The organism is Streptomyces thermocarboxydovorans, assembly GCF_039524635.1.
Classification (GTDB): Bacteria; Actinomycetota; Actinomycetes; order Streptomycetales; family Streptomycetaceae; genus Streptomyces; species Streptomyces thermocarboxydovorans.
Genome location: NZ_BAAAGU010000036.1, coordinates 51,123 through 78,027, shown reverse-complemented (window position 1 = coordinate 78,027; position 26,905 = coordinate 51,123). Strand labels below are relative to the sequence as shown.

Genomic DNA, 26,905 nt, shown 5'->3' with positions numbered 1-26,905 from the left:
TCGCGGGCCTTCCGATATCGTCACACCGCCGTGACCTGCACACTCACGACGTCACCGCGACTTTGCAATCGCCCTGCGGGTCCACCGGCTGCGGTGCGGCACGTTTTCGGTCGGCACATCACCCTGGCTACGACACCCCCTGCTCGGCCTGCCTGAACCATCTGCATTTTTGTTGATGGCGCAAATATGCAAGCACGGGCAGCGCCGCCGGGCGAGTCGATTACCTGAAGCAGGCTCAATTTTGGCTCAGACACCTGGTTTGCTCGCCATGTCCATGATCTAATCATTCCCGACCGCCGGCCTCCCTTCGGGGACGGCCGACAAAAGAAACAGGGGGAAACACTCAAGTGTCGAGAGTGACGACCGGCGTCGGCGTTGTCGCCGCGCTTCTGGTTGCGGCAAGTTCCGTGCCTGCTTTCGCGGTCGACTCGCCCGGCGGTGTAAGTGCACCACTCACTGCCAACGGGGCTGATGTCGTTCCGGGGACAGTGACGGAATCTCCCAGTGCTTCCCCTCAAGAAGAGGCAGCAGCAGGCGCGGACAGCGAGACACCGCTGGAAGAGGACCTGCCGATTCCCGGACAGGCGGATGGCCCCGACCTGCCGACCGAGCCCAAGACACCGATGGCCGATTACTGCGGCCACGGCAAGTACTTCGTCCACATCACCAAGAACAAGAAGAACCACATCACCAAGAACAAGAAGAACACGATGTCGGTGAAGTACGCGACATACGTAAAGAACAAGAAGTCCTACCCGATCGACTTCAAGTTCACATCCAAGAAATCCGGAACGACGAAGATCGGCGCTTCCGTCACGATCAGTTCTGAGTTCAAGGTGATGTGGCTCGGCAAGATCGAGGTCGAAGTGAACGGCAATGTAGAGAAGTCGTGGACCTCGGAACTGGGCATTGAGGCCGGCGGCAAAGTGAAGGCCAAGTCGACGGTGTACGGCGACTACGGGATCATGAAGGAAAACGTCGCTGGGTACAGCGCCTACCGATACAGCAACTGCCAGATCGGCCAGAAGAAGAACATGACGGTCTGGGCGCCCTAACGAGAGGGCTGGGTCATCAAGTAACCGATCGTCCCGCTGCGGGTCCCGGCCGATGGGTCGGGACGCGCTTTTCCGAGAGGTGTCCCATGGGTCGCCATACGGCATTGCCCGGCGCTCTGCTGGTCCTGTTGCTCGCCACCGCCTGCTCCGGCGTCGACCAGGATGAAGCTGCTGTCCCGAACGCGCGTCACACACCCAGCTCGGGCAAGAGCAGCAGTAATGACACGGAGGCTGAAAAGCCGCCCAAGCGCCCGGAGTTGACCCTTCCGCGTGGTGCGAAGGTACTTGTGCCTGTCACCACGGGAATGGGCTCCGCCGACCTGCCTGCCTTCAAACCACCGACCGACGTGTACACCGTGTACGCCACGTGCTCGGGCAAAGGCAGGATGAGCATCGTCGACCGTGACGACGCGAAGGGTGAGCCCAGCAAGATCGGTTGTAACGGCCCCCTCACGGTCGGACGGGTGTACACCGACATCACCGTCCAGAAGCTGGCCGTTCGCATCGACGGGGCCGGCGCGAAGTGGAAGGTCGCGATCGTGGCCGGTGAGCAGAGCATGTGACGAGGAAGGCCTGCGCAGGCGGGGAAGACCACGGGGCGGGCGCTGGTGGACTGGCAGCCGTCGGTGGTGCATCCGCAGCTGAAGGAGGGCGACACCCTCGTCGCCGAGGAGTCCGCGAAGCCGCCGATCAAGGCCGTGGACCGCAAGGGGAAGGAGCTGTCGAGGAAGGAGTATCCCTCGCTGGGGCCGATCCTCGACAGTCTGCGGGAGCGGTACGGGGCCGAGGCGGGCGGCAAGCCCGGGGTGGAGCTGGGATCCGGCACGCCGATCCGGCGGCGGCCGGTGACACCCCGCTGCTGACCCTGGCCGAGGGCAAGCCGGGTGTGCTGCGCACCACGCTCAGCGCCGGTGTGCAGGCCGCCGCCGAGAAGGCGGTGCAGCGGTACGCCGAGTCGTCCGTGGTGGCGCTGAAGCCGAGCACCGGTGAGGTGCTGGCGGTGGCCAACCACCGCGAGGACGGGTTCAACGCGGCCTTCCAGGGCAAGGCCGCCCCCGGCTCCACCATGAAGATCATCACCGCGGCGATGCTCATCGACAACGGCGTGACCTCGATGAACGGCCCGGCTCCCTGCCCGGACACGGCCACCTGGCAGAGCCAGACCTTCAAGAACCTCACCGGCATGGAGCCCAACGAGAAGGCCACCCTCGCCAACAGCTTCCTGCGCTCCTGCAACACGGCCTTCATCAAGCTCATCGACGAGAAGCCGCTCACCGACGCCTCCCTGCAGCAGGAGGCCGAGCAGCGGTTCGGGCTCGGCCGGGGCGACTGGAAGACCGGCATCGCCTCCTTCGACGGCAGCGTGCCCGCGGTGAGCGGCCCGGACCGTGCCGCCGGCGCCATCGGGCAGGGCCAGGTGCAGATGAACCCGCTGAACATGGCCAGCGTCACCGCCACCGCGATCACCGGCGCCTTCCGCCAGCCCTACCTGGTCTCCCCGGACCTGGACGACCGGCAGCGGGCGAAGGGCCTGCCGGCGGGCACCGCCGCCCAGCTGAAGCAGATGATGCGGCTCACCGCGACCCAGGGCACCGCCGCACGCGCCATGTCCGGGCTGAGCGGCGACATCGGTGCCAAGACCGGCTCGGCGGAGGTGGCCGGCAACGCCACCTCGGACAGCTGGTTCACCGGCTTCCGCGGGGACGTGGCGGCGGCGGCGATGGTGCAGCAGGGCGGGCACGGCGGCGACGCGGCCGGGCCGATTGTCGCAGCCGTGCTACGAGCCGGAGGCTGAGGGAACCGCGCGCGGGCCGGGACTCTAGGGTGGTGGCCGTCGTTGGCTTGACGCCAGGCACCACCGGGGCGCGTGAGCCCGGCACTCGAGTGTGGAGGATCCGAAGCAGTGGGGAACAGAAGGCGCGTCGCCGAGCGGCGGAGAACCAGACCCGTCGTGCTCGGCGGAGTGATCGCTGCGGTCGTGTCGGGCGCCGGGTTCGGTGCCTACGCGCTGTTCGGGGGAGGTGCCGCCGCCGAGGACGGCAAGGGCGGCACGTCCACCGCCCAGCAGGCGGAGAAGGCCAAGACCGGTCCGCTCACCCGGAGCGAGGTCACCGGGACCGCCCGCCGCTTCCTCACCGCCTGGCAGGCCGGGAAGGTGAGCGAGGCGGCGGCCGCCACCGACGACCCGAAGGCGGCCACCGCCGCGCTGAAGAGCTACGCCAAGGACGCCCGCGTCGCCGACCTCGCCCTCACCCCGGGCGCCGCCGCCGGCACCAAGGTCCCCTTCGCCGTGAAGGGCACGGTGATCCACGAGGAGCTGAGCAAGCCGCTGTCGTACGACAGCACGCTCACCGTCGTGCGCCGGGCCGGCGACGGCGAGCCCCGCGTCCACTGGCAGCCGGCGGTCGTCCACCCGGACCTCAGGGACGGCGACAAGCTGGTGACCGGCGAGGCCGGCACCCCGCCGGTGAAGGCGCTGGACCGGGACGGCGGCGAGCTGACCACGGAGGCGTACCCGTCGCTCGGGCCGGTGCTGGACGGGCTGCGCGAGAAGTACGGCAAGAAGGCCGGCGGCACGCCCGGCGTCGAGCTGCGGGTGGTGCGCGGCAAGGCGTCCCAGAAGGCGGAGCTGGCCGACAAGACCGTGCTGGAGCTGAGCAAGGGCACGCCGGGCACGGTGAAGACCACCCTGAACCCGTCGCTGCAGGCCGAGGCCGAGAAGCAGGTGGCGAGGAAGAAGCGGGCCTCGGTGGTCGTGCTGCGCCCGTCGACCGGTGAGATCCTCGCCGTGGCGAACTCCTCGCACGGCTTCAACGTCGCCTTCCAGGGCTCCCTGGCGCCGGGCTCCACCATGAAGGTGATCACCTCCTCGCTGCTGATCGAGAAGGGCCTGGCCTCGGCGGACAAGAAGCACCCGTGCCCGAAGTACTTCAGCTACGGCGGCTGGAAGTTCCAGAACGACGACAAGTTCCAGATCAAGGACGGCACCTTCAAGGCGAGCTTCGCCCGCTCCTGCAACACCGCCTTCATCAGCCAGGCGCCCGAGCTGAAGAACGACGACCTCACCAAGCAGGCGCAGCAGGTGTTCGGGCTGGCGAAGGACGACTGGCAGATCGGTGTGCCGTCCTTCGACGGAGCGGTGCCGGTGCAGTCGGCGGCGCCGATGGCGGCGTCCCTGATCGGGCAGGGCGGGGTGCGGATGAACCCGCTGAACATGGCGTCGGTGTCGGCGACCGTGAAGTCGGGTGTGTTCCGCCAGCCCTATCTGGTCCCGCCCGAGGTCGACGGGCGGAAGCTCGCCACGGCCGAGCGCACCATGTCGGCGGACACCCTGGCCCAGCTGCGCGACCTGATGTCGTACACCGCGGCCTACGGCACGGCGGCCGAGGCGATGGCCGGCGTCGGTGGTGACAGCGGGGCCAAGACCGGCTCGGCGGAGGTCGACGGGCAGAAGAAGCCCAACGGCTGGTTCACGGCGTACCACGGGGACCTGGCGGCGGCGGGCGTGGTGCAGGCGGCCGGGCACGGCGGCTCGACGGCCGGCCCGATCGTGGCGGCCCTGCTCAAGGCCGGCGGCTGAGGCGCACCGCCGGCCCGGCACACGCCCCGGCCGGCAGGTGGTCCGTGCGGTACGGGTCGCGGCGGCCGGCGGTCAGTGCGGTACGGGTCGCCCCGGTCGGCGGTCAGTGCGGTACGGGTCGCGGCGGCCGGCGGTCAGTGCGGTATCGGTCGGCCCCGGCCGGCGGTCAGTGCGGTACCGGTTCCGCGGCGGCGACATGGGTCCGCCGCAGGAACCGGAGCAGGGCCTTGGTCTCGAACTGCACCACGGTGACACCCTGCGCGGTGTGGAACTCCACCACGGCCTGGACCCGTCCGCACGGCCACACCCGCACCTGACCGCTGTCGACCGGTGCGGTGAGCCCCCGCTCCAGCAGGTCGCGGTCGACGGGCCATTCGGGCGCCCCGGCCCCCGGCAGTCCGATGTGGACGCAGCGGGGATCCCGCTCGGGGTCGTAACGCAGGACGACGCGGACGGGCCGGTCGTCCTCCGGCGGGGCATCGCTGATGACGTGGGCGCGTGCGTACTGCTCCATTACGGACATCGTCGGGCCCCTTTGCGGTGCGCCACCCCCGTGGAAGCTGTCCTTGCGTCCTTGCGCCCCCCGTCCAGAGTCGCACAACTCCCGCATTACGCCTCCCGGTGAAGGGAGCCTTCCCGTGACGGCGCCCGCCCACGCAGTACAACGACAAGCTCGCTCTTGCAAAGGGGTTGCAATAACGGGCATCATCGAGGCGTGCACGCACCTGACGGATTCATCGACGCCCCCATCTCCGCCGCGGCCGGAGTGCTCGCCGCCGGCGCCATCGCCGTGTCCCTGCGCGGCGCGCGCCGGGAACTCGACGAGCGGACGGCCCCGTTGGCCGGGCTCGTGGCGGCGTTCATCTTCGCCGTGCAGATGCTGAACTTCCCCGTGGCCGCCGGGACCAGCGGCCATCTGCTCGGCGGCGCGCTGGCCGCCATATTGGTGGGCCCCTATACCGGCGTGCTGTGCGTGTCGGTGGTCCTGCTGCTGCAGGCCTTCCTCTTCGCCGACGGCGGCCTGACCGCGCTCGGCGTCAACATCACCACCATGGCGATCGCCACCGCGGTCACCGCCTACGCCGTGTTCCGGGTGCTGGTGACGCTGCTGCCGCGCACCCGCCGCTCGGTGACCGTCGCCTCCTTCGTCGCCGCCCTGCTCTCCGTCCCCGCCTCCGCCGTCGTCTTCACCCTGCTCTACGCGATCGGCGGCACCACCGAGGTGTCCATCGCCAAGGTCGCCACGGCCATGGTGGGCGTGCACGTCCTCATCGGCATCGGCGAGGCCGTGATCACGGCCCTGACCGTCGGCGCCGTCATCGCCGTACGCCCGGACCTGGTGCACGGGGCGCGCGGGCTGCGGCAGCGGCTGAAGCTGCGGGTGAACGGCGAGCTGGTCGACGCCCCGGAGAACGAGCCGGCGCCGGCCCGCTCCCCGCGCAAGGTGTGGATCGCGGGCCTGGTGACGTCCCTGGCGCTCGCCGGCTTCGTCAGCTTCTACGCCTCCGCCGACCCGGACGGCCTGGAGAAGGTGGCCACCGACCACGGCATCGACAAGAAGGCCGAGGAGCACGCCTACGCCGACTCCCCGCTCGCCGACTACGGCGTCAAGGACGTCGACGACGACCGGCTGTCCGGCGGGCTCGCGGGTGTGATCGGCGTCGGTGTCACGGTGGTCGCCGGCACCGGGGTGTTCTGGGCGGTGCGCAGGCGCCGCACGGACGACGGCAACGGCGAGCCCGGCGAGGGCAGCGGCAAGAGCGACAGCGGCGACGGCCGGGACGGCAGCGGCGACGGCACGGACGCGGACTCGCCCAGCAACACGTCCACCACGGTCTGACATGGGCGCCGGGCACGCCCACCGGCTGTACCGGCACGGGAACTCCCCCGTGCACCGGCTGCCGCCGCACACCAAGATCACCGCGGTCCTCGCCTTCGTGCTGGTCGTGGTGTCGACCCCGCGTGAGGCGATGTGGGCCTTCGCGGTGTACGCCGGGCTGCTCGCCCTGGTCGCGTACGCCGCCCGCGTCCCGCCCGGCTTCCTGCTGAAACGGCTGCTGATCGAGGTGCCGTTCGTCGCGTTCGCGGTGCTGCTGCCGTTCGTGGCCGAGGGCGAGCGGACCGAGGTGCTCGGGCTGTCGCTGAGCGTCGAGGGACTGTGGGGCGCCTGGAACGTGCTGGCCAAGGGCACCCTGGGCGTGGCCGCCTCGGTGCTGCTCGCGGCCACCACCGAGCTGCGCGAGCTGCTGCTCGGCCTCCAGCGCCTGAAACTGCCGCCGCTGCTGGTGCAGATCGCCAGCTTCATGATCCGCTACGGGGATGTGATCACCGACGAGATGCGGCGCATGCGGATCGCCCGCGAGTCCCGCGGCTTCGAGGCGCGCGGGGTGCGCCACTGGGGCGTGCTGGCCAAGTCGGCGGGCGCGCTGTTCATCCGCTCCTACGAGCGCGGCGAGCGGGTGCACCTGGCGATGGTCAGCCGCGGCTACTCCGGCTCGATGCCGGTCATCGACGAGGTGACCGCCTCCCGGGCGCAGTGGTCGTACGCACTCGTCCTCCCCGCTGCCGCCCTCGTCGTCTGTCTGCTGGGATGGGTGCTGTGACTGCCGATACGACCTCCGCGCCCCCGTCCCTCGAGGTCTCCGGGCTCGCCTTCGCCTACCCCGACGGCCACCAGGCCCTGTTCGGCGTGGACTTCTCCATCGCACGAGGTGAGCGGGTCGCCCTGCTCGGCCCGAACGGCGCCGGGAAGACCACCCTCGTGCTGCACCTCAACGGCATCCTCACCGGCGGCACCGGCACGGTGAAGGTGGCCGGACTGCCCGTGGACAAGCGGCACATGGCCGAGATCCGGCGCCGGGTCGGCATCGTCTTCCAGGACCCGGACGACCAGCTGTTCATGCCGACGGTGCGGGAGGACGTGGCGTTCGGCCCGGCGGCGGGCGGGTTGAAGGGGCCCGAGCTGGAGGAGCGGGTGGACCGGGCGCTCGGCCTGGTCGGCATGCGGGAGTTCAAGGACCGCCCCCCGCACCATCTCTCCTTCGGGCAGCGGCGCCGGGTGGCGGTGGCGACGGTGCTGGCGATGGAGCCGGAGATCCTGGTCCTGGACGAGCCATCGTCCAACCTGGACCCGGCCTCCCGCCGTGAGCTGGCGGACATCCTGCGCTCCCTGGACGTCACCGTCCTGATGGTCACCCACGACCTGCCCTACGCCCTGGAGCTGTGCCCGCGCTCGCTGATCCTCAGCGAGGGCACGATCGCGGCGGACGGCCCGACGGCGGAGCTGCTCTCCGACGACGAACTGATGCGCGCCCACCGCCTGGAGCTGCCGTTCGGCTTCGACCCGCGCTCGGTGCGGGCGCCCTCGGCCCGCTCCTGACCCACGCGCCGCCCGACCCGGGTGCGCGTAAAACGCCCTGGGCCTGAACGCCCCGGCGGCATGTGGACCTGAACGCCCCGGCGGCCTGTGTGCCTGCACGCCCCGGCGGTCTGTGTGCCTGCACGCCCCGGCGGCACGCGTGCCCGGACAGCCCGGGAGGCATGTGGGCCTCAACACTCCGGCGACTGCGGCGGCCGCATCGGCATTACGATCGTGCGCGGCCGGTCCGGCCAAGGAATCACAGGCGAACCGCGGCTGTTGCATCCACTGTCACAGGCGACTGCCGGATCGCAGCGCACGCGACGCCAACGGCAGCACATCGGAAGGGGCCTACGGACGTGGTGGACGTGCACGGCACAGTGGCCGAGGGATTTGAACCCGTTCGCGAGGCCTTCGCACGGAACTTCCAGGCGCTCGGTGAGCGGGGCGCCGCGGTCGCCGTCTACCGGGAAGGGCGCCGGGTCGTCGATCTGTGGGCCGGCGTCAAGGACGTCGACGGGCAGGACGGCGGCGAGCCGTGGCGGCGGGACACCGCCCAGGTGGTCCGCTCGGCGACCAAGGGCGTGGCCGCGGCGGCCCTGCTGATGCTGCACCAGCGCGGCGAGCTGGACCTGGACGCGCCGGTCGGCCACTACTGGCCCGAGTTCAAGGCCCACGGCAAGGAGCAGGTGCTGGTCCGGCACGTGCTGAACCACCGCGCCGGGCTGCCCGTGCTCGACCGGCCGCTCACCCCCGAGGAGGCCGCCGATCCGCAGCGGGCCGCCGAGGCGATGGCCGGCCAGCCGCCCGTGTGGGAGCCCGGCACGGACCACGGCTACCACGCGCTCACCTACGGCTGGCTGATCGACGAACTGGTCCGGCGTGTCACCGGCCTGGGCTCCGGCGAGTGGACAGCCCGGAAGATCGCCGGGCCGCTGGGCCTCGACCTGTGGGTCGGGCTGCCGGACGAGCAGGCGCACCGGGTCGGACGGGTCGGACCCGTGGACGGCCCGGAACCCGCCGGTGTGCTCCGCGCCCGGCCCAAGCGCGCGGTGACCGAGGCCTATGCCGACCCGGAATCCCTCACCCGCCGGGCCTTCGCCGCGATCACCCCGTTCCCCGACCAGAACGACCCGGCGTTCCGCGCGGCGGCCCTGCCCGCCGCCAACGGCATCGCCACGGCGGACGGGCTGGCCCGCTTCTACGCCTCACTCATCGGAGAGGTCGACGGCATACGGCTGCTGGACGCGGCCACCGTCGGCCTCGCCCGCGCCGAGGAGTCGGCGGGCCCCGACCGGGTCCTGGTGGTCGGCACCCGTTTCGGCCTCGGCTACATGCTGCACGGCAGCGCCTCGCCCTTCCTGGCCCCGAGCTCCTTCGGCCACCCCGGCCGCGGCGGCTCCCTCGGCTTCGCCGACCCGGAGACCGGCATCGCCTTCGGCTATGTCACCAACGGCTTCCGCAAGACGGTGACCGCGGACCCCCGCGCCCAGGCGCTGGTCCGGGCGGTGCGCTCGGCGATCGGCTCCTGATGTCCCCCCATCAGGGGCCGAGTTGCCGTATCGGCGTCTGATGTCCGTATCAGGCGTCCGAGTTGCCGTATCGGCGTCTGACGTCCCGTATCAGGCGTGGATCGGGTGGGAGACCCGCCCCGATGCCTGGTCGATCTCGTGGTGCGCCTTGGTCAGCAGCTGCATCGCCAGTTCGTTGAGCGCCCGGGCCCCGGCGATCTCCTCCCCGACCCTGGGCTGATTCGCGTCCGTGTGGTGCCGCGTGGCGTGTCCGTGTGCCCGCACCTCGGATCCGTCGGGCAGGCGGACCATCGCCACGGCACGGGTGTGCGTGTCGTCCTCCCTGAACTCCAGCTCCACGTGCCATCCCACAGCGGTGTGCTTCATGACGATCACCTCCGGAAGTGCTACTTCCAGGGTGCGCCCGGCGCCCCGCCTCCGCACCCGCCGCGGCGGGCTCACCGGTCACCCGGACGGCGCTATCGGGCGTGCAGCATCAGCCCGATCCCCAGCACCATCAGCCCGGCCGCGGCGATGCGCGGCGCACCGAACCGCTCCTTGAAGAACACCGCGCCGATGGCGGCGCCGACGATGACGGACAGCGCGGCGATCGGGGCGAGGGCGGCGCGGGTCTGGGCCCACAGGACGAGGGCGTAGGCGGCGACGGACAGGGCGGCGCCGAGCAGGCCGAGGCGGAGGTGCGGGCGCAGCATGGCCGCGGTGCCGCCGCGCCGGCGCCACAGGACGCAGGCGGGGATGAGCGTGCCCTGGACCGTTATCAGCCAGGCGATGTAGCCGAGGGAGGAGCCGGAGGCGCGTACGCCGAGTCCGTCGACGACCGTGTACGCGGCGATGCTCAGCCCGGTGGCGAGCGCGGCCGTGATCGCCGCCCAGTCGGGGCGGCGTCCGCGCAGTCCCCACAGGGCGACGCCGGTGAGTCCGGCGCAGGACACGGCGATCCCGGCGGCGGCCCAGGTGCCGGGCACCTCGTGCGCGAAGACGGCGGCGAGGACCGCCACGACCAGGGGTGCGCTGCCCCGGGCGATGGGATAGGCCTGCCCGAAGTCGCCCAGTTCGAAGGAGCGCATCAGCAGCGCGTAGTAGACCGTGTGGAGCGCGGCCGAGCCCAGCAGGTAGGGCCAGGCGCCGGCCGCCGGGAACGGCACGAACGGGGTGAGCGCCAGACCGATGAGCAGGCCGCCGCCGGAGATCAGGGCGAAGCCGGCGAGTTTGTCGGAGATGCGGTGGGCCAGCGCGTTCCAGCCGGCGTGGGTGACCGCGGCGAGCAGCACCGCCGCGGTGACCAGGGGCGTCACGAGGAGCGCTCGCGCACGTCCGCCAGGGTGGCGCCGGCGTGGGCGATCAGCGCCTTGGGTTCCATCGGGAAGACGGTGTGCGGGGTGCCGGCCGCGGCCCAGACCAGGTCGTGGTCGAGCAGGGAGCGGTCGGCGAGGACGCGGGTGGTGGTCCGGTGGCCGAAGGGGGGCACGCCGCCGATGGCGTATCCGGTGGCCTCCCGTACGACGTCGGCCTTGGCCCGGGTGACCCGCTCGGCGCCCAGCTCCTGCCGGAGCAGCTCGACGTCGACCCGGGAGGCCCCGTCCATCAGCACCAGCACGGGCTCGCCGTCCGCGGCGAAGATCAGCGACTTGCAGATCTCGCTCAGCTCGCAGCCGATCGCGGCGGCGGCCTCGGCCGCGGTGCGGGTGCCGTCCGGGAAGCGGCGGACCTGCGCGCGCACATCGGTGAGGCCCAGTCGGCGCAGGGCCTCGGCGAACCGGGGGTGGGCCCCGCTGCTCTCGGCGTCGGGTGTCGTCGTCATGGTGGGCACCGTAGCGGTCGGTGTAGAGGGCATGCGACGGGATTCCGCGCCGTGGACACGGCCCCCTGGACGCGAGGAAGCCGGTGAGAGCGTCCCGTCCCCACGGAGCCCTCACCGGCTGGTTCCTCCGCCGCCGGGTGTCACACCGGGGTGTCACAACCGCGCCGGTTCACGGGGGGTGTCACAGCCGCGCCGGTTCACGGGGGGTGTCACAGCCGCGCCGGTTCACGGGGGGTGTCACACCCGCACCAGTTCACGGTCCTCGTCCGGGTCGCCGTCCTTCCGCGCGTCGCCCGCGTCGGCACCGGTGCGCAGGCCCTCGCCCTCGACGTCCACGTCGGGCAGGACCCGGTCCAGCCACTTCGGCAGCCACCAGGCCTTGTGGCCGAGCAGCGCCAGCACCGCCGGGACGATCGCCATGCGGACGATGAACGCGTCGAAGAAGACGGCGACCGCGAGGCCGAAGCCGATCATCTTGACCATCGACTCGCTGGAGCCGATGAAGCCGGAGAAGACCGCGATCATGATGACCGCCGCGGCCGTCACCACCCGGGCGCCGTGCCGGAAGCCGGTCACCACGGCCTGGCCGGGCCGCTCGCCGTGGACGTAGGCCTCCCGCATGCGGGTCACCAGGAACACCTCGTAGTCCATGGCGAGACCGAAGACCACGCCGACCATGAAGATCGGCATCATCGACATCACCGGGCCGGTCTCCTCGACGCCGATCAGGCCGGACAGCCAGCCCCACTGGAAGACCGCGACCACCGCGCCCAGCGCCGCGAGCACGGACAGCAGGAAGCCGAGGGCCGCCTTCAGCGGAACGAGGATCGAGCGGAAGACCGCGATCAGCAGCAGGAACGCCAGTCCCACGACCAGGATCAGATACGGCACCAGCGCGTCGTTGAGCTTCTGCGAGACGTCGATGTTCATCGCGGTGGCGCCGGTGACCAGGACCTCGGCGCCGGTGCGGGCCTTGATGCCGGCCCCCGCGTCCCGGATGTCGTGGACCAGGTTCTCTGTGGTCACGGAGGACGGCTTGGCGTCCGGGATGACGGTGATGGTGGCCGTGTCGCCGGCCTTGTTGGGCTGGGCCGGGGTCACCGTCACCACGTTGTCCAGGCCCTTGACCTCCTCGCCGGTCCGCTGGAAGGCGGCCCGCGCATCGTCGCTGTCCTCGGCGTCGACGACGACCAGCAGCGGGCCGTTGAAGCCGGGCCCGAAGCCCTCGGACAGCAGGTCGTAGGCGCGCCGCTGGGTGGTGGACGTCGGCTGGGAGCCGTCGTCGGGCAGGCCCAGCTCCAGGGAGGACGCGGGGACGGCCGCGGCGCCGAGGCCGAGGACGCCGAGCAGCAGCACGGCCACGGGCCGGCGGACGACGAAGCGGGCCCAGCGGGTGCCCATGTTGGGACGCTGCCCGTCGCCGGCGTTCGTCTTCCGCTCCCCGCCCTGGTCCTTCCTCCGGCCGCCGAGCAGCCTGCTCTTCTGGCCGGCGGGGCGGACCTTGCGGCCGGCGTAGCCGAGCAGCGCGGGAATGAGGGTGAGGGCGATCAGTACGGCGATGGCGACGGTGCCGGCGGCGGCGACGCCCATCTTGGTCAGCATCGGGATGTTGACCACGGCCAGGCCGACCAGGGCGATGACGACGGTGAGGCCGGCGAAGACCACGGCGGAGCCCGCGGTGCCGGTGGCGCGTCCGGCGGCCTCCTCGCGGTCGCGGCCCTCGGCCAGCTCCGCGCGGTAGCGGGAGACGATGAACAGCGCGTAGTCGATGCCGACGGCGAGGCCGATCATCGTGGCCAGGGTCGAGGTGGTGGAGCCGAGGTCGAGGGTGGCGGCCAGCGCGGTGATGGTCGCGACGCCGATGCCGACGCCGATGATCGCGGTGAGCAGCGGCAGCCCGGCGGCGAGCAGCGAGCCGAAGGTGATGACCAGCACGACGGCGGCGATGCCTATGCCGATGATCTCGGCGGCGCCGGTGTGCGGCACGGTCTGCAGGGCGTCGCCGCCGATCTCCACGGTCAGGCCGGAGTCGCGGGCGTCCTCGGCGGCGTCCTTCAGGGCGTCGCGGGAGGAGTCCGCCAGCTCCATGCCGGAGACCTTGTAGGTGACCGAGGCGTAGGCGATGGTGCCGTCCCGGCTGACGCCGCCGCCCTGGTAGGGGTCGGTGACGGCGGCGACCTCGGGTCCGCCGGAGAGCTGCTCGACGGTCTCGGTGACGGCGGCCTTGTGCTGGGCGTCCGTCATCTTCTCGCCGGCGGGCGCCTTGAAGACGACGCGGGCGGTCGCCCCGTCGGCGCTGGCGCCGGGGAAGCGTTCCTCCAGCAGGTCGAAGGCCTTCTGGGCCTCGGTGCCGGGGATGGAGAAGGAGGTGGTGCCGGCGGCGGGGGCGCTTGCCGCGCCGACGCCCGCGAGCGTCAGCAGCGCCACCCAGAACAGGGCGACGACATGCCGTCGCCGGAAGGCGAGGCGGCCGAGTCGGTAGAGGAAAGTGGCCACGAGGGCTCAACTCCCGGTCAGGTCGTGGGTTCTTCTGGGCAGGGTCGATCGGCCCGACGACATGAGCGGTGCGTCAGGTGCCTTGGGGTGGCTGACTCGGGGACGGTCAGTGAGGGGTCAGTGCGTGGGGACGCCGAGGGCGGGGAGGACCACGGCGTCGATGTACGAGGCGAGGAACTCCCTGGTGGGCGGCAGATCGTCGATCAGGGAGCGGGTGGCGAACGCGCCGACGAGCATGTGGACCAGGTAGTCCAGCGCGGGGTTGTCGGGGCGGATCTCGCCCCGGTCGACCGCCCGCCGGATGATCCGCTGCAGCTCCTCCATCTCCGGTTCCACCAGCAGTTCCTTGAAGGCCTTGCGCAGATCGGAGTTGGTGTGGGCCGCCATGGCCAGCGCCCGCATCAGGGCGGCGTTGCGCTCCATGACGCAGTCGTCCTCGCGGTCCACGATCGCGTGCAGGTCGCCCGGCAGCGATCCGGTGTCGATGTCCGCGATGCCGCCGGGCTTCTGGCTGCGCATCGCCTTCACCACCAGCTCGGCCTTGCCGCCCCACTGGCGGTAGAGGGTGGCCTTGCTGGAGCGGGTGCGGGCGGCCACGGCGTCCATGGTGAGGGCGTCGTAGCCGACCTCGCGGAGCAGGTCGAGCACCGCCCGGTACAGCTCGGCCTCGCGCTCGGGGGTGATCCGGCTGCGACGCGCCGTGCCGCCGTCCGTCATCCCGCTCACCTCTCTGCTCCGGCTCGTCTCCGCGCCGCCCCCGCAAGATGCCCTCGGAGCCCTTGGAGAACGACACGGTTTCGTACACCACGACGATACCCTACCCCCGCCCCTTAAGAGAACGAAACCGTTTCGTACGTGTCCTGGGTCACGCGCACCCGAGTTGCCCAGGCCTCGGGCCCGGAAAAGCATGGGGAGGTGAGCTATCTGCGCCTGCCGCATCTCCACGACGACCTGCTGTGCTTCGTGGCCGAGGACGACCTCTGGCTCGCCCCGCTCGAGGGCCCCGGCCGGGCCTGGCGGCTCACCGTCGACCGCACCAAGCTCGGCCCGCCCCGCTTCTCCCCCGACGGCCGGCACATCGCGTACACCAGCTGGCGCAGCCTCGACCCCGAGGTCCATCTGGTCCCGGTGGACGGCGGACCGGGCCGCCGGCTGACCTACTGGGGCACCGCCGACACCCAGGTCCGCGGCTGGGCTCCCCCCGACGACGACGGCCACGCCGAGATCCTCGCCGTCACCTCGCACGGCGAGCCCTTCTCCTACTTCACCTGGGCCTACAAGCTGGCCTGCGGCGGCAGCCCCGGCCGCAAGCTGCCCTGGGGACCGGTGTCCGACATCCAGGTCGCCGACATCGACGGCGAGCGCAAGACCCTGCTGCTCACCGGCACCCCGCCGCACGAGCCCGCCTCCTGGAAGCGCTACCGCGGCGGCGCGATGGGCAGGCTCTGGCTGCACGGGCACCGGCTCCTTCAGGACATCGGCGGGCATCTGGAGTCGCCGATGTTCGCCGGCGGCCGGATCGCCTTCCTCTCCGACCACGAGGGCGTCGGCAACCTCTACTCCTGCGCCTACGACGGCTCCGACCTGCGCCGCCACACCGACCACGACGCCTTCTACGCCCGCGCCGCCTCCACCGACGGCCGCCGGGTGGTCTACCAGTGCGCCGGCGACCTGTGGATCGTGGACGACCTGTCGCCCGACTCGGTGCCGCGCAAGCTGGAGGTGCGGCTGAGCGGACCGCGCGCCGGACGGCGCCGCTACCAGGTGCCCGCCGCCCGGAACCTGGACGGCTTCTCGGTGGACGAGACCGGCCGGGCCAGCGCCGTCGTGGTCCGCGGCAGCCTGTACTGGCTCACCCACCGCGACGGCCCCGCCCGCACCCTGGTCGACGTCCCCGGCGTACGCGTGCGGCTGCCGGAGATGCTCGGCGCGACCGGGCGGGTGGCGTATGTGACGGACGCCGCGGGCGAGGACGCCATCGAGATCGCCTCCCTGCCGCGCGCCAGCGGCCAGCGAGCACCCCGGCGGCTGGCCGCGGGCCGGCTGGGCCGGGTGCTGGAGCTGGTGTCCGACCCCGAGGGCGAGCGGCTGGCGGTCGCCTCGCACGACGGGCGGCTGCTGCTGGTCGACGTCGGCGAGGAGGCCCCCTCGGGCGGGACGGCCGGTGACGAGGAGTCAGGCACCGGACCCTCGGACGGGGTCACCGAGCTGATCCGCTCCGTCAACGGCCCGGTGCGGGACCTGGCGTTCTCACCGGACGGCTCCTGGGTCGCCTGGTCGCACCCCGGCATCGGCCGCTCGCTGCGGCAGATCAGACTCGCCCGCATCAAGGACCGTTTCGTCGTCGACGTCACCGACGGCCGCTTCGAGGACGAGAACCCGGTCTTCACCCGCGACGGCCGTTACCTCGCCTTCCTCTCCTGGCGCGGCTTCGACCCGGTGTACGACGTGCACACCGGCGATCTCTCCTTCCCGCTGGGCTGCCGCCCCTACCTGGTGCCGCTGTCGTCCGCGACGCCGTCCCCGTTCGCGCTGAACCCCGAGGGCCGCCCGGCCGCCGGGGGCATGGACCCGGTGGAGACGGACGAGGGCGAGGAGGGCCGCACCGTCACCGTCGAGGTGGAGGGACTGGAGAGCAGGGTGACCCCGTTCCCGGTCGCCGCCTCCAAGTACTCGGCGCTGCAGCCGGTGGCGGGCGGCGGACTGGTGTGGCTGCGCTGGCCCATCTCCGGCGCGCTCGGCGAGACCTTCGCCAACCCGGACGACACCAGCGAGCGGCCGACGCTGGAGTACTTCAACATCACCAAGGCGAAGAAGTCCGAACTGGTGCAGCACCTCGATGTGTTCGCGGTGAGCGGTGACGGCACCCGGCTGGTCGTGGCCGACGAGGGCGATCTGCGCGCGGTGCCCGCGACCGAGGCCGGCGACAGCGACTCCACCGTCTGGATCGACCTGCGGCGCATCCTGCACGAGGCCGACCCGCCCGCCGAGTGGCGCGGCGCCTACGAGGAGGCCGGCCGGCTGATCCGCGCCTACTTCTGGGACCCCGGCATGTGCGGAATCGACTGGGACGGGGTGCTGGACCAGTACCGGCCGCTGGTCGAACGCGTCGCCTCCCCCGACGAGTTCGCCGACCTGCTGCGCGAGGTCCTCGGCGAACTCGGCACCTCCCACGCCTATGTCACCCCCGCCCGCCGCAACGAGGGGCCCCCGCACTACCGCCGCCCGCAGGGCCTGCTCGGCGCCAACTTCGTGCGCCGCGACGGCGGCTGGACGGTCAAGCGGATCCTGCCCGGCGAGTCCTCCGACTCCCGGGCCCGCTCCCCGCTGGCCGGCACCGGCATCCGCGACGGCGCGGTCCTCACCCATGTCGACGGCCGCCCCGTCGATCCGGTCACCGGCCCCTACCCGCTGCTCGCGGGCGCCGGCGGCACCACGGTCGAGCTGACCTTCCGCCCGGCACCCGAGCCCGGCCGCCCCGCCGCCGAGGGCCCGCCCCGCCGGGTCGCCGTCGTCCCCCTCATCGACGAACGCCCCCTGCGCTACCAGGACTGGGTGGCCAAACGCCGCGAGGTGGTACGGGAGTTGAGCGGCGGCCGGTGCGGCTATCTGCACATCCCCGACATGGGCGGCTCCGGCTGGGCCCAGTTCACCCGCGACCTGCGCATGGAGGTGTCCCGCCCGGCCCTCATCGTCGACGTGCGCGGCAACGCGGGCGGCCACATCAGCGAGCTGGTCATCGAGAAGCTGACCCGCACCATCCTCGGCTGGGACCTCACCCGCAACGCCCAGCCGGTGTCGTACGCCTCCAACGCCCCGCGCGGCCCGGTGGTGGCCCTGGCGGACGAGGCGACCAGCTCGGACGGCGACATGATCACCGCGGCGTTCAAGCTGCTCAAGCTGGGCCCGGTGGTGGGCCAGCGCACCTGGGGCGGCGTGGTCGGCATGACCGGCCGCCACCGCCTCGGCGACGGCACGGTGATCACGGTCCCGATGAACGCGGCCTGGTTCGACGCCTACGGCTGGTCCGTCGAGAACAAGGGCGTCACCCCCGACCTGGAGGCCCTGCGCACCCCCCTGGACTGGGCCGAGGGCCGCTACGCCCAGCTCGACGACGCGGTACGCCTGGCCCTGGACCTCCTGGAGACCAACCCCCCGGCCACACCCCCCGACTACTCCAACGTCCCCGACCGCTCAAGGCCCAGACTCCCGCCCCGCTCTTGAAGAAACGGCAGCGCAAGTTGCTTAGGGGCGCCGGGACTGCGCGCCCAGCCACCACCCACCCGCACACACCCACGACCCGAACCTCCACGGCGATCGGACACAGCACGAAAGCGGGGCGCCCCGTCGAACACAGGGCACCCCGCTCTCACGGCCGAGGCCGAGAACTACACCTCATAGTCCCGGTCGACCCGCTCCTCCTGCTCCCGCCGCTGCGGCTCCATGTCCTCGTCGCGGCGGCGACCAGGCTGCTGCTCCCGGCCCGGCTGGCGCTGCTGACCCTGCTGAGCCCGCTGCTTCGCCTGCTCCTTGCGCTGCTCGGCCTTCTCCTGGAACTGGTCCTTCATGCCCATGTGGGTTCACTCCCGTGGGGGTGAGGGAATCTGGCTCGATCAGATTCACACGGGCGATGACCCTGCGCATGTCGATCACTTACGCACCGTAGTCGACGCCGCAGTCGACGCCCGGTGCTGCTCATCGGCGCTGCCGCCCGCGCCGACCAGTCCGATCCGCATGCCGTCGAGCCGGTCCGCGAAGCGCCGCATCTCCCGCTGCCCCACGGTCCCGATGAGCGCGGGCAGACAGCCGCGGATGCCCTGCATGCCGCGCAGCCACCACTGCCCGTACACATGGGCGGACCGGCGCTCGATGCCGGCCACGATCCGGTCGACGGCGGGCCCCAGGGGGTAGGTCTTGTTCGACGGCCACGGCAGCCGCTGCCTCAACTCCCGCATCACGGCGTCCTGATCGGCCCCGCGCACCATGTCGGTGTCGGTCCACGACAGATAGCCGACGCCCACCTTCACGCCCCGGTACCCCACCTCGGCGCGCAGGCTGTGCGCGTACGCCTCCACACCGGACTTGGAGGCGCAGTACGCGGTCATCATGGGCGCCGGGGTGATCGCGGCGAGCGAGGCTATCTGCAGCAGATAGCCGCGGGACTCCACCAGCAGCGGCAGGAACGCGCGGGCGGTGACCGCGGATCCGATCAGATTGACCTCGATGACCCGGCGCCAGGCCTCCGGGTCGGAGTCGATGAACGGACCCCCGGTCGCCACACCGGCGTTGGCGACCACGATGTCGACTTTGCCGAAGCGGTTCTTGACCTCACCGGCGACCCGGGCCATCGCCTCGGCGTCGGTGACATCGGCGTACCAGTGGTCGCTCTCGCTGTGCAGCCGCTCGGAGACCTGCTTGAGCGCGTCCGGCTCCAGCCCGACCAGCGCCACCTTCACCCCGCGCGCGGAGAGCTTGCGGGCCAGCAGCTCGCCCACGCCGCGGGCCGCTCCGGTGACGACGGCGACCTGTCCTTCGAGACTGACCCTGCTCATGCACTCTCCTCGGCGGGTACGGAGTTGACGATGTGTTCGGCGACCAGGGCGCGGATCTTCCCGGTGACCAGGTCGGGCGCCTCGACCGGCGTCATGTGGCCGATCCCGGGCAGCTCGGTGAGTCCCAGGCACTTCGGCAGCGCGGCGGCGATGGTCCGGGCGTGCACGGGCGGGGTGAGCCGGTCCGCCGAGCCGGCGACGACCTCGGTCGGCGCCCTCAACTCGGCGACGGCGGCCTCCAGATCGAGCGGCTCGAACAGCCGCGACCAGGCGTACCGGACGCGGGTGGGGCAGGCGTGCACGATGCGGGCGCAGGCGTCCACCATCTCCGGGGCCGAACCGGGGCCCATGGTCCCGTACTTGAGGATCCGTCGGGAGACGGGCGTGACCGGGCCGAGCGGGGCGCGCGCCCCGAGGACGCGCCGGGTCAGCCAGGTGCGCACCCGGCCCGGACGCAGCGGCAGCACCGTCGACTCGGCGACCAGCCGGGAGGCGCCGGTGCTGCACAGCAGCACGGCCGCCGCGTGCTCGCGGACCTTGGGCCGGGCGGAGGCCGCCATGATGGCCATGCCGCCCATGGAGTGCCCGGCGATCACGGCCCGTTCGCCGGGCGCGAGGGCGGCGGCCAGCACCGCCTCCAGGTCGTCGGCGAGGGCCTGCTCGGTGCACACGGAGCTCGCCGGGCTGCGGCCGTGGCCGCGCTGGTCGTAGGCGATGACCCGGTGGTCGGCGGCGAGTTCGCGGATCTGGGCCGCCCAGAAGGCGGTGGAGCAGGTCCAGCCGTGCGCGAGGACGACGGCGGGCGCGTCGTCGGGGCCGTGCACCTCGACGTGCAGCCGGGCGCCGTCGGCGGAGAGGGCGGTCAGCTCACGGGCGGCGGGCGGCGGGGCGTAGGGCCCCGAGGTGACGTGGGTCAGCCGGCTCATGCGCTCACCTCGGCGTTCTCCGCGGTCTCCTGCGGGGCAGCCGGCTCGTCCTTGGCGGGCGGGCGCAGGACGGCGTACTCGGCGAGGTCCACCCGCCGGGTCTCGCGCCGGAACTCGTAGGTGGTGCCGGGCCAGATGGTGGTGTTGCGCCCGTTGGCGTCGAGGTACCAGCTGGTGCAGCCGCCGGTGTTCCACACGGTGCGCTTCATGCGCTGCTGGACGCGGTGGTTCCAGGCGCGCACGGCGCTGGGGCGGGCGTCGAGGGCGGCGCGGCCGCCGAGGACGTCCAGCTGGCGGAGGTAGTCGGCCATGTAGTTCAGCTGGGACTCGATCATCAGGATCATGGAGGAGTTCCCGAGGCCGGTGTTGGGCCCGATGATCGTCATCCAGTTGGGGAAGCCGGCGGCGGAGGCTCCGCGCAGCGCCTCCATCCCGTCCGCCCAGGCCTCGGCGAGGGTCTTGCCCTCGGCGCCGACGACCCGCTCGGCGATGGGCATGTCGGTCACATGGAAGCCGGTGCCGAAGATGATCGCGTCGACCTCGGCCTCGGTGCCGTCGGCCGCCACCACCGTCGAGCCGCGCACCTCGCTCAGGCCGCTGGCGACGACGTCGACATTGGGCTGGGCGAGCGCCGGATAGTAGGTGCTGGACAGCAGGATGCGCTTGCAGCCGATGCGGTAGTCCGGAGTGAGCTTGGCGCGCAGCTCGGGGTCCTTGATGGCGCGGGCCATGTTGCGCTTGGCCAGCGCCTCCACCAGGCCCAGCTCACCCGGGTGCTTGGTGAACGCCTGGACCTGCAACTCGCGTACGCCCCACAGCAGTCCACGGCGCAGCTGGGTGGTGAAGGGCAGGGCGCGGTGCAGGGCGCGTTCGGCGGCGCTGATGGTCCGGTCGACGCGCGGCAGGACCCAGGCCGGGGTGCGCTGGAAGAGGGTGAGGCGGGAGACCTCCGGCTGGATGGACGGCACGATCTGGATGGCGGAGGCGCCGGTGCCGATCATGGCGACCCGCTTGCCGCGCAGGTCGTAGTCGTGGTCCCAGCGGGCGGAGTGGAAGACCTTGCCGGGGAAGGTGTCGAGCCCCGGAATGTCCGGGATCTTGGGGTCGGAGAGCGGGCCGGTGGCGGAGACGACGACGTCGGCGCTCAGGCTGCCGCTGCTGGTCTCGATGTCCCACCGCAGCCGCTCGGTGTCCCACACCATCCGCTTCACCTCCGAGTCGAAGCGGATGTGGGGGCGCAGCCCGAAGGTGTCGGTGACCCGCTCCAGGTAGGCGCGGATGTGCTCCTGCCCGGAGAAGGAGCGGGGCCAGTCGGGGTTGGGCGCGAAGGAGAAGGAGTACAGGTGCGAGGGCACGTCGCAGGCACAGCCGGGGTAGCTGTTGTCCCGCCATGTCCCGCCCACGCTGCTCGCCCGCTCCAGGACGACGAAGTCGGTGATCCCCTCGCGCCGCAGCCGGACGGCGGCGCCCAGCCCGCCGAACCCGGACCCGACCACCGCGACCCGTACATGCTCGTGTTCGTGCTCGGCCATCCCGAAGCCTCCACGCATCGCTCAGAACCCTGCCAGTGAACACTGGCACGATGGGGAGAGTAGAGCAGCCGCCTACTCATGGGTAGGGGGTCGGCGAGGAAAGTTACCGGCGGTACGCCATAGGCTTCTGACGTGGCAGAGGGCGAGAAGGCATCCGGTGAACGGCGCGAGTACCGCATGGACGAGCTGGCGCGGCTGGCCGGCATCAGCGTGCGGACCCTGCGCTTCTACCGGGAACGCAAGCTCATCCCGCCGCCCCGCCGCGAGGGCCGGATCGCCTGGTACGACGACCGCCACCTGGCCCGGCTGCGCACCATCACCGCCCTGCTGGAGCGCGGCCACACCCTCAACGGCATAGCCGAGCTGGCCGAGGCCTTCGACCACGGCCGGGACGTCGGCGAGCTGCTCGGCATGGAGCCGCCCACCGACGAGACCCCGGTACGCCTCACCCCCGAGGAGCTGGCCGACCGCTTCGCCGGCGAGGACACCCCGGAGAACCTGGCCGCGGCGATGGACCTCGGCTACCTCGGCACCGACGGCCACCAGATCGTCCACATCAGCCGCCGCCTGCTGGACGTCTCCACCGCCCTGGTCCGCGAGGGCATCCCGCTCGCGGAGGTGCTGCGCGCCGGCAAGGAGGTCCGCACCCACGCCGACGCCCTCGCCGACCTCTTCGCCGACCTGATCCTGCGTCACGCCGCCGAGGAGGCCCTGCACCGCCTGCGCCCCCTGGCCCGCAGCGTGGTGGACGCGGAACTCTCCCTCGCCATGGACCGCCGGCTGCGCAAGAAGCACGAGACCGCCGACGGGCGGGACGACAAGCCCGAGGCGGACGAGGCCTGATCGCGCCCACGCCTCAACGGTCGACTGCGCCACAACGGTCGAACGCGTCTCAACGGCGAACGCGCCACAACGGTCGAACGCGTCTCAACGGTCGTAGACGACGGTCACCGGTGCATGGTCCGACCAGCGCTCGGCATGCGAGGCCGCCCGCTCCACATACGCCTTCACCGCACGCCCCGCGAGCCCCGGCGTGGCGGCGTGGTAGTCGATCCTCCACCCCGTGTCGTTGTCAAAAGCCCGCCCCCGGTAGGACCACCAGGTGTACGGCCCGTCCACGTCCGGATGCAGCGCCCGCACGACATCGACATAGCCGCCGTCGGCCGCGTCGAACACCCGCGACAGCCACTCCCGCTCCTCCGGCAGGAAGCCGGAGTTCTTGGTGTTCCCCCGCCAGTTCTTCAGGTCGGCCTTCTGATGGGCGATGTTCCAGTCCCCGCAGACCAGCACCTCGCGCCCGCCAGCCGCGGCCCGCTCGCGCAGCTCCTTGAGATGCGCGAGGAACTCCCCGAGGAACCGCATCTTCTCGTCCTGCCGCTCGGTCCCCACCTCACCGGAGGGCAGATACAGCGAGGCGACGGTCACACCCGGCAGGTCCATCTCCACGTACCGTCCGCTGCCGTCGAACTCGGCCGACCCGAACCCGACCCGCACCCGGTCCGGCTCCCGCCGGCTGTACAGCGACACCCCGGCCCGCCCCTTCGCGGCGGACGGCGCATGCACGACATGCCAGCCCTCGGGCGCGCGCACCGTGCCGGGCAGCTGCTCCGGCTCCGCACGCACCTCCTGCAGGCACAGCACATCGGCGTCGGTCGCGGCCAGCCACTCCACGAAGCCCTTCCTGGCGGCGGCCCGCAGCCCGTTGACATTGACGGAGGTCACAGTGAACACCCCGGCACGATACCGGCACACTGGACGGGTCCCGCCCCCCACCTCCTGGATTGATTTACGGTACTCAGTATGGACATCCGCCGGGTCCCCTTCGACCACCCCGACGCCGTCAAGCTGAACGACGAGGTTCAGGCCGAGTACCACATCCGTTACGGCGACGGCGGCGACGCCACGCCCCTGGACCCCGCGGACTTCACGCCCCCGAACGGCATCTACCTGCTCGCCTACGACGAGAACGGCACCCCGGTCGCCTCCGGCGGCTGGCGCGCCCGGGACGCCAACGACGAGGGCAACCGCGACGGCGACGCCGAGCTGAAGCGGATGTACGTCATCGAGCAGATGCGCGGCCGCGGCCTGGCCCGCCGCATCCTGGCCGCCCTGGAGGAGGACGCCCGCGCGGCCGGCCGGGTCCGCATGGTCCTGGAGACCGGCACCAAGCAGCCCGAGGCCATCGCCCTCTACACCTCCAGCGGCTACGAGCCCTGCGAGCCCTTCGGCTACTACCGCTTCCACAAGGAAAGCCGCTGCTTCGCCAAGCCGCTCCAGCGGCCCCGCCCGTAGCACCTGCCTCCACCACGCCCTCACCCATCACGTCCTTCAGCGCCTTCGACAAGCCCCTGGACGTACGTCCCCCGGACAAGGCCAAGGTGCTGGACATGACCGGCCTCGACTCATGACGAACACGAAAGGTCACGGGGCGTTGGCGGCCCGCTGCTCGTTCGGGTGCGCACCTCGTGCACGTTCCAGCCCAGGTGTCCAGGCTTGAACCTCAGGAAGAGTCATCTCGTGAAGGTGAAAGAATATGCCGACGTACGTCACCTTGCTGAGCTGGACCGATCAAGGTATCCGAAACTACAAGGACACCGCGAAGCGCGCCGAGACCTTCGGTTCAGCGGTACAGAAGCTCGGGGCGAAGCTCCTGAGTATCTACTGGACCGTCGGTCCGTACGACGTCGTGGCCATCGTCGAGGCGCCTGACGACGAAACTGCCACGGCGGCACTCCTGCAGCTCGGTGGTGTGGGCAACGTGCGTTCGACGACGCTGCGGGCCTTCGGCCGAGAGGAAATGGAGCGCATCATCGACAAGGCGGCCGGCTGACGATCACGCTGTACTTCGCTGCTGTACGACATGACGGAACCCCGGCTGGTGATCACCAACCGGGGTTCCGATGTGCGTGGACCTGAGGGGATTTGAACCCCTGGCCCCCTCGATGCGAACGAGGTGCGCTACCGGACTGCGCCACAGGCCCTTGCAACGAGTGAAACTTTAGCATCCCCGCCGGGGTGCTCAAAAATCCGTTGTTCGAGGTGGGCGGCGGGCTACTCGTTGGCGGCCCGGCGGTGCTCCGCGTCCTCGTACTGGTCGAAGAGCGGGGTGCGTCCGCGCTCGCGGGCGCGGCGGGCCGAGGCGGCGCGGCGGACGTCGCTGCGCGGGTCGGCGTCCTGCCGGTCGGCGGGCTCGGCCGGCTCCGGCACGGTGGGCTCGGCGGCCGGCGCCTCATCCGGTGCGACCGCGCTGGAGCGGGCGGAGCTCCAGATGTCCGGTGCGCCCAGGTCCACGTCGCTGGTGGCGCGCGGGGCGACCGGCGCCGTCACGTACGTCGGCAGCGGCACCGGGACGGGGTCCCAGCTGTCGCCCTGGCCGGGAGGCCGCCGGCGCTCGCGCTGCTGGTCGACCCACTCGGCGTGGTCGGTCTGCTCGACCAGGGCGCGGCGGTCGGCGGCGAGGGCGGACAGACCGGGGTCCGGGGCGGAGCCGGAGGGCGGGCCGTCCTGCGGCTCGGCGGATTCGGTCTCCTCGGCCGCGGGGCGGGTGTGGGGCCGGCGGCGGCGGTCGTGCAGGCGCTGGGCGGCGGCCTCGGCCTGCCTGCGGTCCATCTGGTAGGCGAAGCGGCGCCGCTCCTGGGAGCGGAGGTAGGCGATGTACGCGCTGAGCAGCACGGCGGGCACGCCCGGCGCCCACAGGAAGGCGAGCCCTCCGACGGCCGCGACGATCGCGCCCAGGGTGAAGGCGAGGAAGAGCAGCGTGGTGGTGCGCCGGCGGCGCGCGAGCACCTTGGAGCGCCGGGCCCGCGCCGCGGCGGCCTCCGCCGAGCGGGCCTTCTGGGCGCGCTGGGCCGCCCGCACGGCGCGGTCGGCTCTCTCGGCCCGCTCGGCCGGCGGTTCCTGCCGGGCCGCCGGGACCCGCACGGTGGGTTCCTCGGGGTCGGCCAGGGGCTCGGGGGCGGGCTCCGGGACGGGTTCCTCGGGTCGGGTCTGGGACACGGCGAAGGCCCGGACGTCCACCGAGTCGGTGACCGCGTCCGGGTCGTGGGCGTCGTACTCCGCCTCGTCGGCGGAGCGCGCCCGCAGGTCCTTGGCGTACCGGCGCTCCATGCCCGCCCGTCCGGACAGCAGTCGGATGGCGGTGCTGAAGCGTTCCGTCGGACGAGCCTCGTTGAGCTCGTCCTGCCTACGGAGCCACATCGGCACCAAGTAGGCGGCCCAGGCCCCGACGATGACTGCGTAGATGAGGCCGCTGCTGCTCACACCTCACACGGTAGAGGGGTTTGCATGACGCCATCTGCCAATTCCGCCGGTGTGTCGCACGATCTGGCTGATATTTCGAACGTTTCTTGTGACGCATGCGATCAGCGGACCATCCGGGACGGGAATTCTCCGCCTTCACTCGGTCGCCATCCGATCAATTTCGAACGTTTATTCAATTTCCGGGTTGGTGGCGGACGCCCGGGTCACGCCGCTCGTCGCGGGCCCGCGACCGGTGCCAGCGGTTGAGCAGCCCCTCGGGCACTTCCTCCGCGGTGAGGGCGAAGACGAGATGGTCCCGCCATGCTCCGTCGATGTGCAGATATCGCGGCCGCAGTCCCTCTTCGCGGAATCCGAGTTTCTCCACGACCCGTCGGCTGGGCCCGTTCTCCGGGCGAATGCAGACCTCGATCCGGTGCAGTCCGACGGTCCGGAAACAGTGGTCCACAGCGAGCGCCACCGCCGTCGGCATCACCCCGCGCCCGGCCACCGCCTCGTCCACCCAGTAGCCTATGTGCCCCGAGCACATCGACCCCCAGGTGATCCCGGCGACCGTCAACTGACCGGCCAGCCGCCCCTGGTACTCGATCACGAACGGCAGCATCCGGCCCGCGTTGGCCTCCGACCGCAGATGGCGCACCATCTGACGGTAGGTCGGCCGGTGGGCGACCGGCCCGTTGGGCGTCGGCGGCGGGATGGTCGCCTCCCAGGGCCGCAGCCAGTCGCGGTTGCGCCGGTTGACCTCGCGCCAGGCCCGCTGGTCGCGCAGCCTTATCGGCCGGAGGACGATGTCGCCGTCCACCAGCTCCACGGGCC

The 26,905-nt window shown here is 71.7% G+C and carries 24 protein-coding genes, 1 tRNA gene and 1 pseudogene; 12 read left to right on the top strand and 14 right to left on the bottom strand.

Going from position 1 to position 26,905, the window contains the following annotated elements; all coding sequences use genetic code 11:
* The first annotated feature begins 356 nt into the window (after nucleotides 1-356).
* From ABD198_RS18210 to ABD198_RS18195, 4 genes and pseudogenes are all read left to right on the top strand, one after another.
* Nucleotides 357-1,055, top strand: a complete 699-nt coding sequence (locus ABD198_RS18210) for a hypothetical protein (protein ID WP_344002631.1) — start codon at nucleotides 357-359, stop codon at nucleotides 1,053-1,055.
* Between the two features lie 86 nt (nucleotides 1,056-1,141).
* A complete protein-coding gene (locus ABD198_RS18205) occupies nucleotides 1,142-1,618 on the top strand; it encodes a hypothetical protein (protein ID WP_344002628.1) in 477 nt (158 codons plus the stop codon).
* Nucleotides 1,619-1,639: 21 nt separating this feature from the next.
* A pseudogene (locus ABD198_RS18200) lies at nucleotides 1,640-2,850 on the top strand (penicillin-binding transpeptidase domain-containing protein); the annotation flags it as partial.
* 108 nt (nucleotides 2,851-2,958) lie between these two features.
* Nucleotides 2,959-4,635, top strand: a complete 1,677-nt coding sequence (locus ABD198_RS18195) for a penicillin-binding transpeptidase domain-containing protein (protein ID WP_344002625.1) — start codon at nucleotides 2,959-2,961, stop codon at nucleotides 4,633-4,635.
* Between the two features lie 166 nt (nucleotides 4,636-4,801).
* Here ABD198_RS18195 and ABD198_RS18190 read toward each other — a convergent pair whose 3' ends face one another.
* Nucleotides 4,802-5,158: an SsgA family sporulation/cell division regulator gene (locus ABD198_RS18190; protein ID WP_344002622.1), complete on the bottom strand. Its 357-nt coding sequence runs from the start codon at nucleotides 5,156-5,158 to the stop codon at nucleotides 4,802-4,804.
* A 192-nt stretch (nucleotides 5,159-5,350) separates the two neighbouring features.
* Between ABD198_RS18190 and ABD198_RS18185 the strand changes: the two genes are divergently transcribed.
* The 4 genes from ABD198_RS18185 (at nucleotide 5,351) to ABD198_RS18170 (ending at nucleotide 9,525) form a co-directional block, all read left to right on the top strand.
* Nucleotides 5,351-6,475: an energy-coupling factor ABC transporter permease gene (locus ABD198_RS18185; RefSeq protein WP_344002619.1), complete on the top strand. Its 1,125-nt coding sequence runs from the start codon at nucleotides 5,351-5,353 to the stop codon at nucleotides 6,473-6,475.
* A gap of 1 nt (nucleotide 6,476) precedes the next feature.
* A complete protein-coding gene (cbiQ, locus tag ABD198_RS18180; protein WP_344002616.1) occupies nucleotides 6,477-7,238 on the top strand; it encodes a cobalt ECF transporter T component CbiQ in 762 nt (253 codons plus the stop codon).
* Complete coding sequence (locus ABD198_RS18175; protein WP_344002614.1) at nucleotides 7,226-8,014, top strand: energy-coupling factor ABC transporter ATP-binding protein; 789 nt, start codon at nucleotides 7,226-7,228, stop codon at nucleotides 8,012-8,014. Before cbiQ ends, ABD198_RS18175 begins: the two co-directional genes overlap by 13 nt.
* A 341-nt stretch (nucleotides 8,015-8,355) precedes the next feature.
* The gene (locus ABD198_RS18170; RefSeq protein WP_344002654.1) at nucleotides 8,356-9,525 is read left to right on the top strand and encodes a serine hydrolase domain-containing protein; all 1,170 of its coding nucleotides are present in this window, start codon (nucleotides 8,356-8,358) and stop codon (nucleotides 9,523-9,525) included.
* A gap of 90 nt (nucleotides 9,526-9,615) precedes the next feature.
* Here ABD198_RS18170 and ABD198_RS18165 read toward each other — a convergent pair whose 3' ends face one another.
* The 5 genes from ABD198_RS18165 to ABD198_RS18145 form a co-directional block, all read right to left on the bottom strand.
* On the bottom strand, nucleotides 9,616-9,891 hold the full coding sequence (locus ABD198_RS18165) for a DUF1876 domain-containing protein (RefSeq protein ID WP_344002612.1): 276 nt from the start codon (nucleotides 9,889-9,891) through the stop codon (nucleotides 9,616-9,618).
* A 92-nt stretch (nucleotides 9,892-9,983) separates the two neighbouring features.
* On the bottom strand, nucleotides 9,984-10,820 hold the full coding sequence (locus tag ABD198_RS18160) for an EamA family transporter (protein ID WP_344002609.1): 837 nt from the start codon (nucleotides 10,818-10,820) through the stop codon (nucleotides 9,984-9,986).
* A complete protein-coding gene (locus ABD198_RS18155; RefSeq protein ID WP_344002606.1) occupies nucleotides 10,817-11,326 on the bottom strand; it encodes a YbaK/EbsC family protein in 510 nt (169 codons plus the stop codon). Before ABD198_RS18155 ends, ABD198_RS18160 begins: the two co-directional genes overlap by 4 nt.
* Nucleotides 11,327-11,563: 237 nt before the next feature.
* Entirely contained in the window at nucleotides 11,564-13,822 is a 2,259-nt protein-coding gene (locus ABD198_RS18150) for an MMPL family transporter (RefSeq protein ID WP_344002603.1), read from the bottom strand.
* 117 nt (nucleotides 13,823-13,939) lie between these two features.
* On the bottom strand, nucleotides 13,940-14,539 hold the full coding sequence (locus tag ABD198_RS18145; protein WP_344002651.1) for a TetR/AcrR family transcriptional regulator: 600 nt from the start codon (nucleotides 14,537-14,539) through the stop codon (nucleotides 13,940-13,942).
* A 198-nt stretch (nucleotides 14,540-14,737) separates the two neighbouring features.
* Here ABD198_RS18145 and ABD198_RS18140 point away from each other — a divergent pair, with 198 nt between their 5' ends.
* A complete protein-coding gene (locus ABD198_RS18140) occupies nucleotides 14,738-18,046 on the top strand; it encodes a S41 family peptidase (protein WP_344002600.1) in 3,309 nt (1,102 codons plus the stop codon).
* Nucleotides 18,047-18,210: 164 nt separating this feature from the next.
* On the opposite strand, the gene ABD198_RS18135 is transcribed toward ABD198_RS18140, so the two are convergent.
* From ABD198_RS18135 to ABD198_RS18120, 4 genes are all read right to left on the bottom strand, one after another.
* The gene (locus ABD198_RS18135; RefSeq protein ID WP_344002597.1) at nucleotides 18,211-18,396 is read right to left on the bottom strand and encodes a hypothetical protein; all 186 of its coding nucleotides are present in this window, start codon (nucleotides 18,394-18,396) and stop codon (nucleotides 18,211-18,213) included.
* 75 nt (nucleotides 18,397-18,471) lie between these two features.
* Nucleotides 18,472-19,374: an SDR family oxidoreductase gene (locus tag ABD198_RS18130; protein ID WP_344002594.1), complete on the bottom strand. Its 903-nt coding sequence runs from the start codon at nucleotides 19,372-19,374 to the stop codon at nucleotides 18,472-18,474.
* Complete coding sequence (locus ABD198_RS18125; RefSeq protein ID WP_344002591.1) at nucleotides 19,371-20,300, bottom strand: alpha/beta fold hydrolase; 930 nt, start codon at nucleotides 20,298-20,300, stop codon at nucleotides 19,371-19,373. Before ABD198_RS18125 ends, ABD198_RS18130 begins: the two co-directional genes overlap by 4 nt.
* Nucleotides 20,297-21,832 (bottom strand): flavin-containing monooxygenase, encoded by a 1,536-nt coding sequence (locus tag ABD198_RS18120; protein ID WP_344002588.1) that lies wholly within the window; start codon nucleotides 21,830-21,832, stop codon nucleotides 20,297-20,299. The genes ABD198_RS18125 and ABD198_RS18120 overlap by 4 nt, the downstream gene beginning before the upstream one ends.
* Before the next feature lie 177 nt (nucleotides 21,833-22,009).
* Between ABD198_RS18120 and ABD198_RS18115 the strand changes: the two genes are divergently transcribed.
* Nucleotides 22,010-22,675 (top strand): MerR family transcriptional regulator, encoded by a 666-nt coding sequence (locus ABD198_RS18115; RefSeq protein ID WP_344002649.1) that lies wholly within the window; start codon nucleotides 22,010-22,012, stop codon nucleotides 22,673-22,675.
* Between the two features lie 84 nt (nucleotides 22,676-22,759).
* Here ABD198_RS18115 and ABD198_RS18110 read toward each other — a convergent pair whose 3' ends face one another.
* Nucleotides 22,760-23,563, bottom strand: a complete 804-nt coding sequence (locus tag ABD198_RS18110; protein WP_344002585.1) for an exodeoxyribonuclease III — start codon at nucleotides 23,561-23,563, stop codon at nucleotides 22,760-22,762.
* A 69-nt stretch (nucleotides 23,564-23,632) separates the two neighbouring features.
* Here ABD198_RS18110 and ABD198_RS18105 point away from each other — a divergent pair, with 69 nt between their 5' ends.
* Together ABD198_RS18105 and ABD198_RS18100 are read left to right on the top strand one after the other, a co-directional pair.
* Nucleotides 23,633-24,124: a GNAT family N-acetyltransferase gene (locus tag ABD198_RS18105; protein ID WP_344002583.1), complete on the top strand. Its 492-nt coding sequence runs from the start codon at nucleotides 23,633-23,635 to the stop codon at nucleotides 24,122-24,124.
* A 241-nt stretch (nucleotides 24,125-24,365) separates the two neighbouring features.
* Entirely contained in the window at nucleotides 24,366-24,662 is a 297-nt protein-coding gene (locus ABD198_RS18100; RefSeq protein WP_344002580.1) for a GYD domain-containing protein, read from the top strand.
* 77 nt (nucleotides 24,663-24,739) lie between these two features.
* Here the strand turns inward: ABD198_RS18100 and ABD198_RS18095 are convergent.
* From ABD198_RS18095 to ABD198_RS18085, 3 genes are all read right to left on the bottom strand, one after another.
* Nucleotides 24,740-24,813: transfer RNA gene (locus tag ABD198_RS18095), tRNA-Ala, on the bottom strand.
* A gap of 70 nt (nucleotides 24,814-24,883) precedes the next feature.
* A complete protein-coding gene (sepX, locus tag ABD198_RS18090) occupies nucleotides 24,884-26,092 on the bottom strand; it encodes a divisome protein SepX/GlpR (RefSeq protein WP_344002577.1) in 1,209 nt (402 codons plus the stop codon).
* A gap of 172 nt (nucleotides 26,093-26,264) precedes the next feature.
* Nucleotides 26,265-26,900, bottom strand: coding sequence for a GNAT family N-acetyltransferase (locus ABD198_RS18085; protein WP_344002575.1), 636 nt, complete (start codon nucleotides 26,898-26,900; stop codon nucleotides 26,265-26,267).
* Nucleotides 26,901-26,905 lie beyond the last annotated feature (5 nt).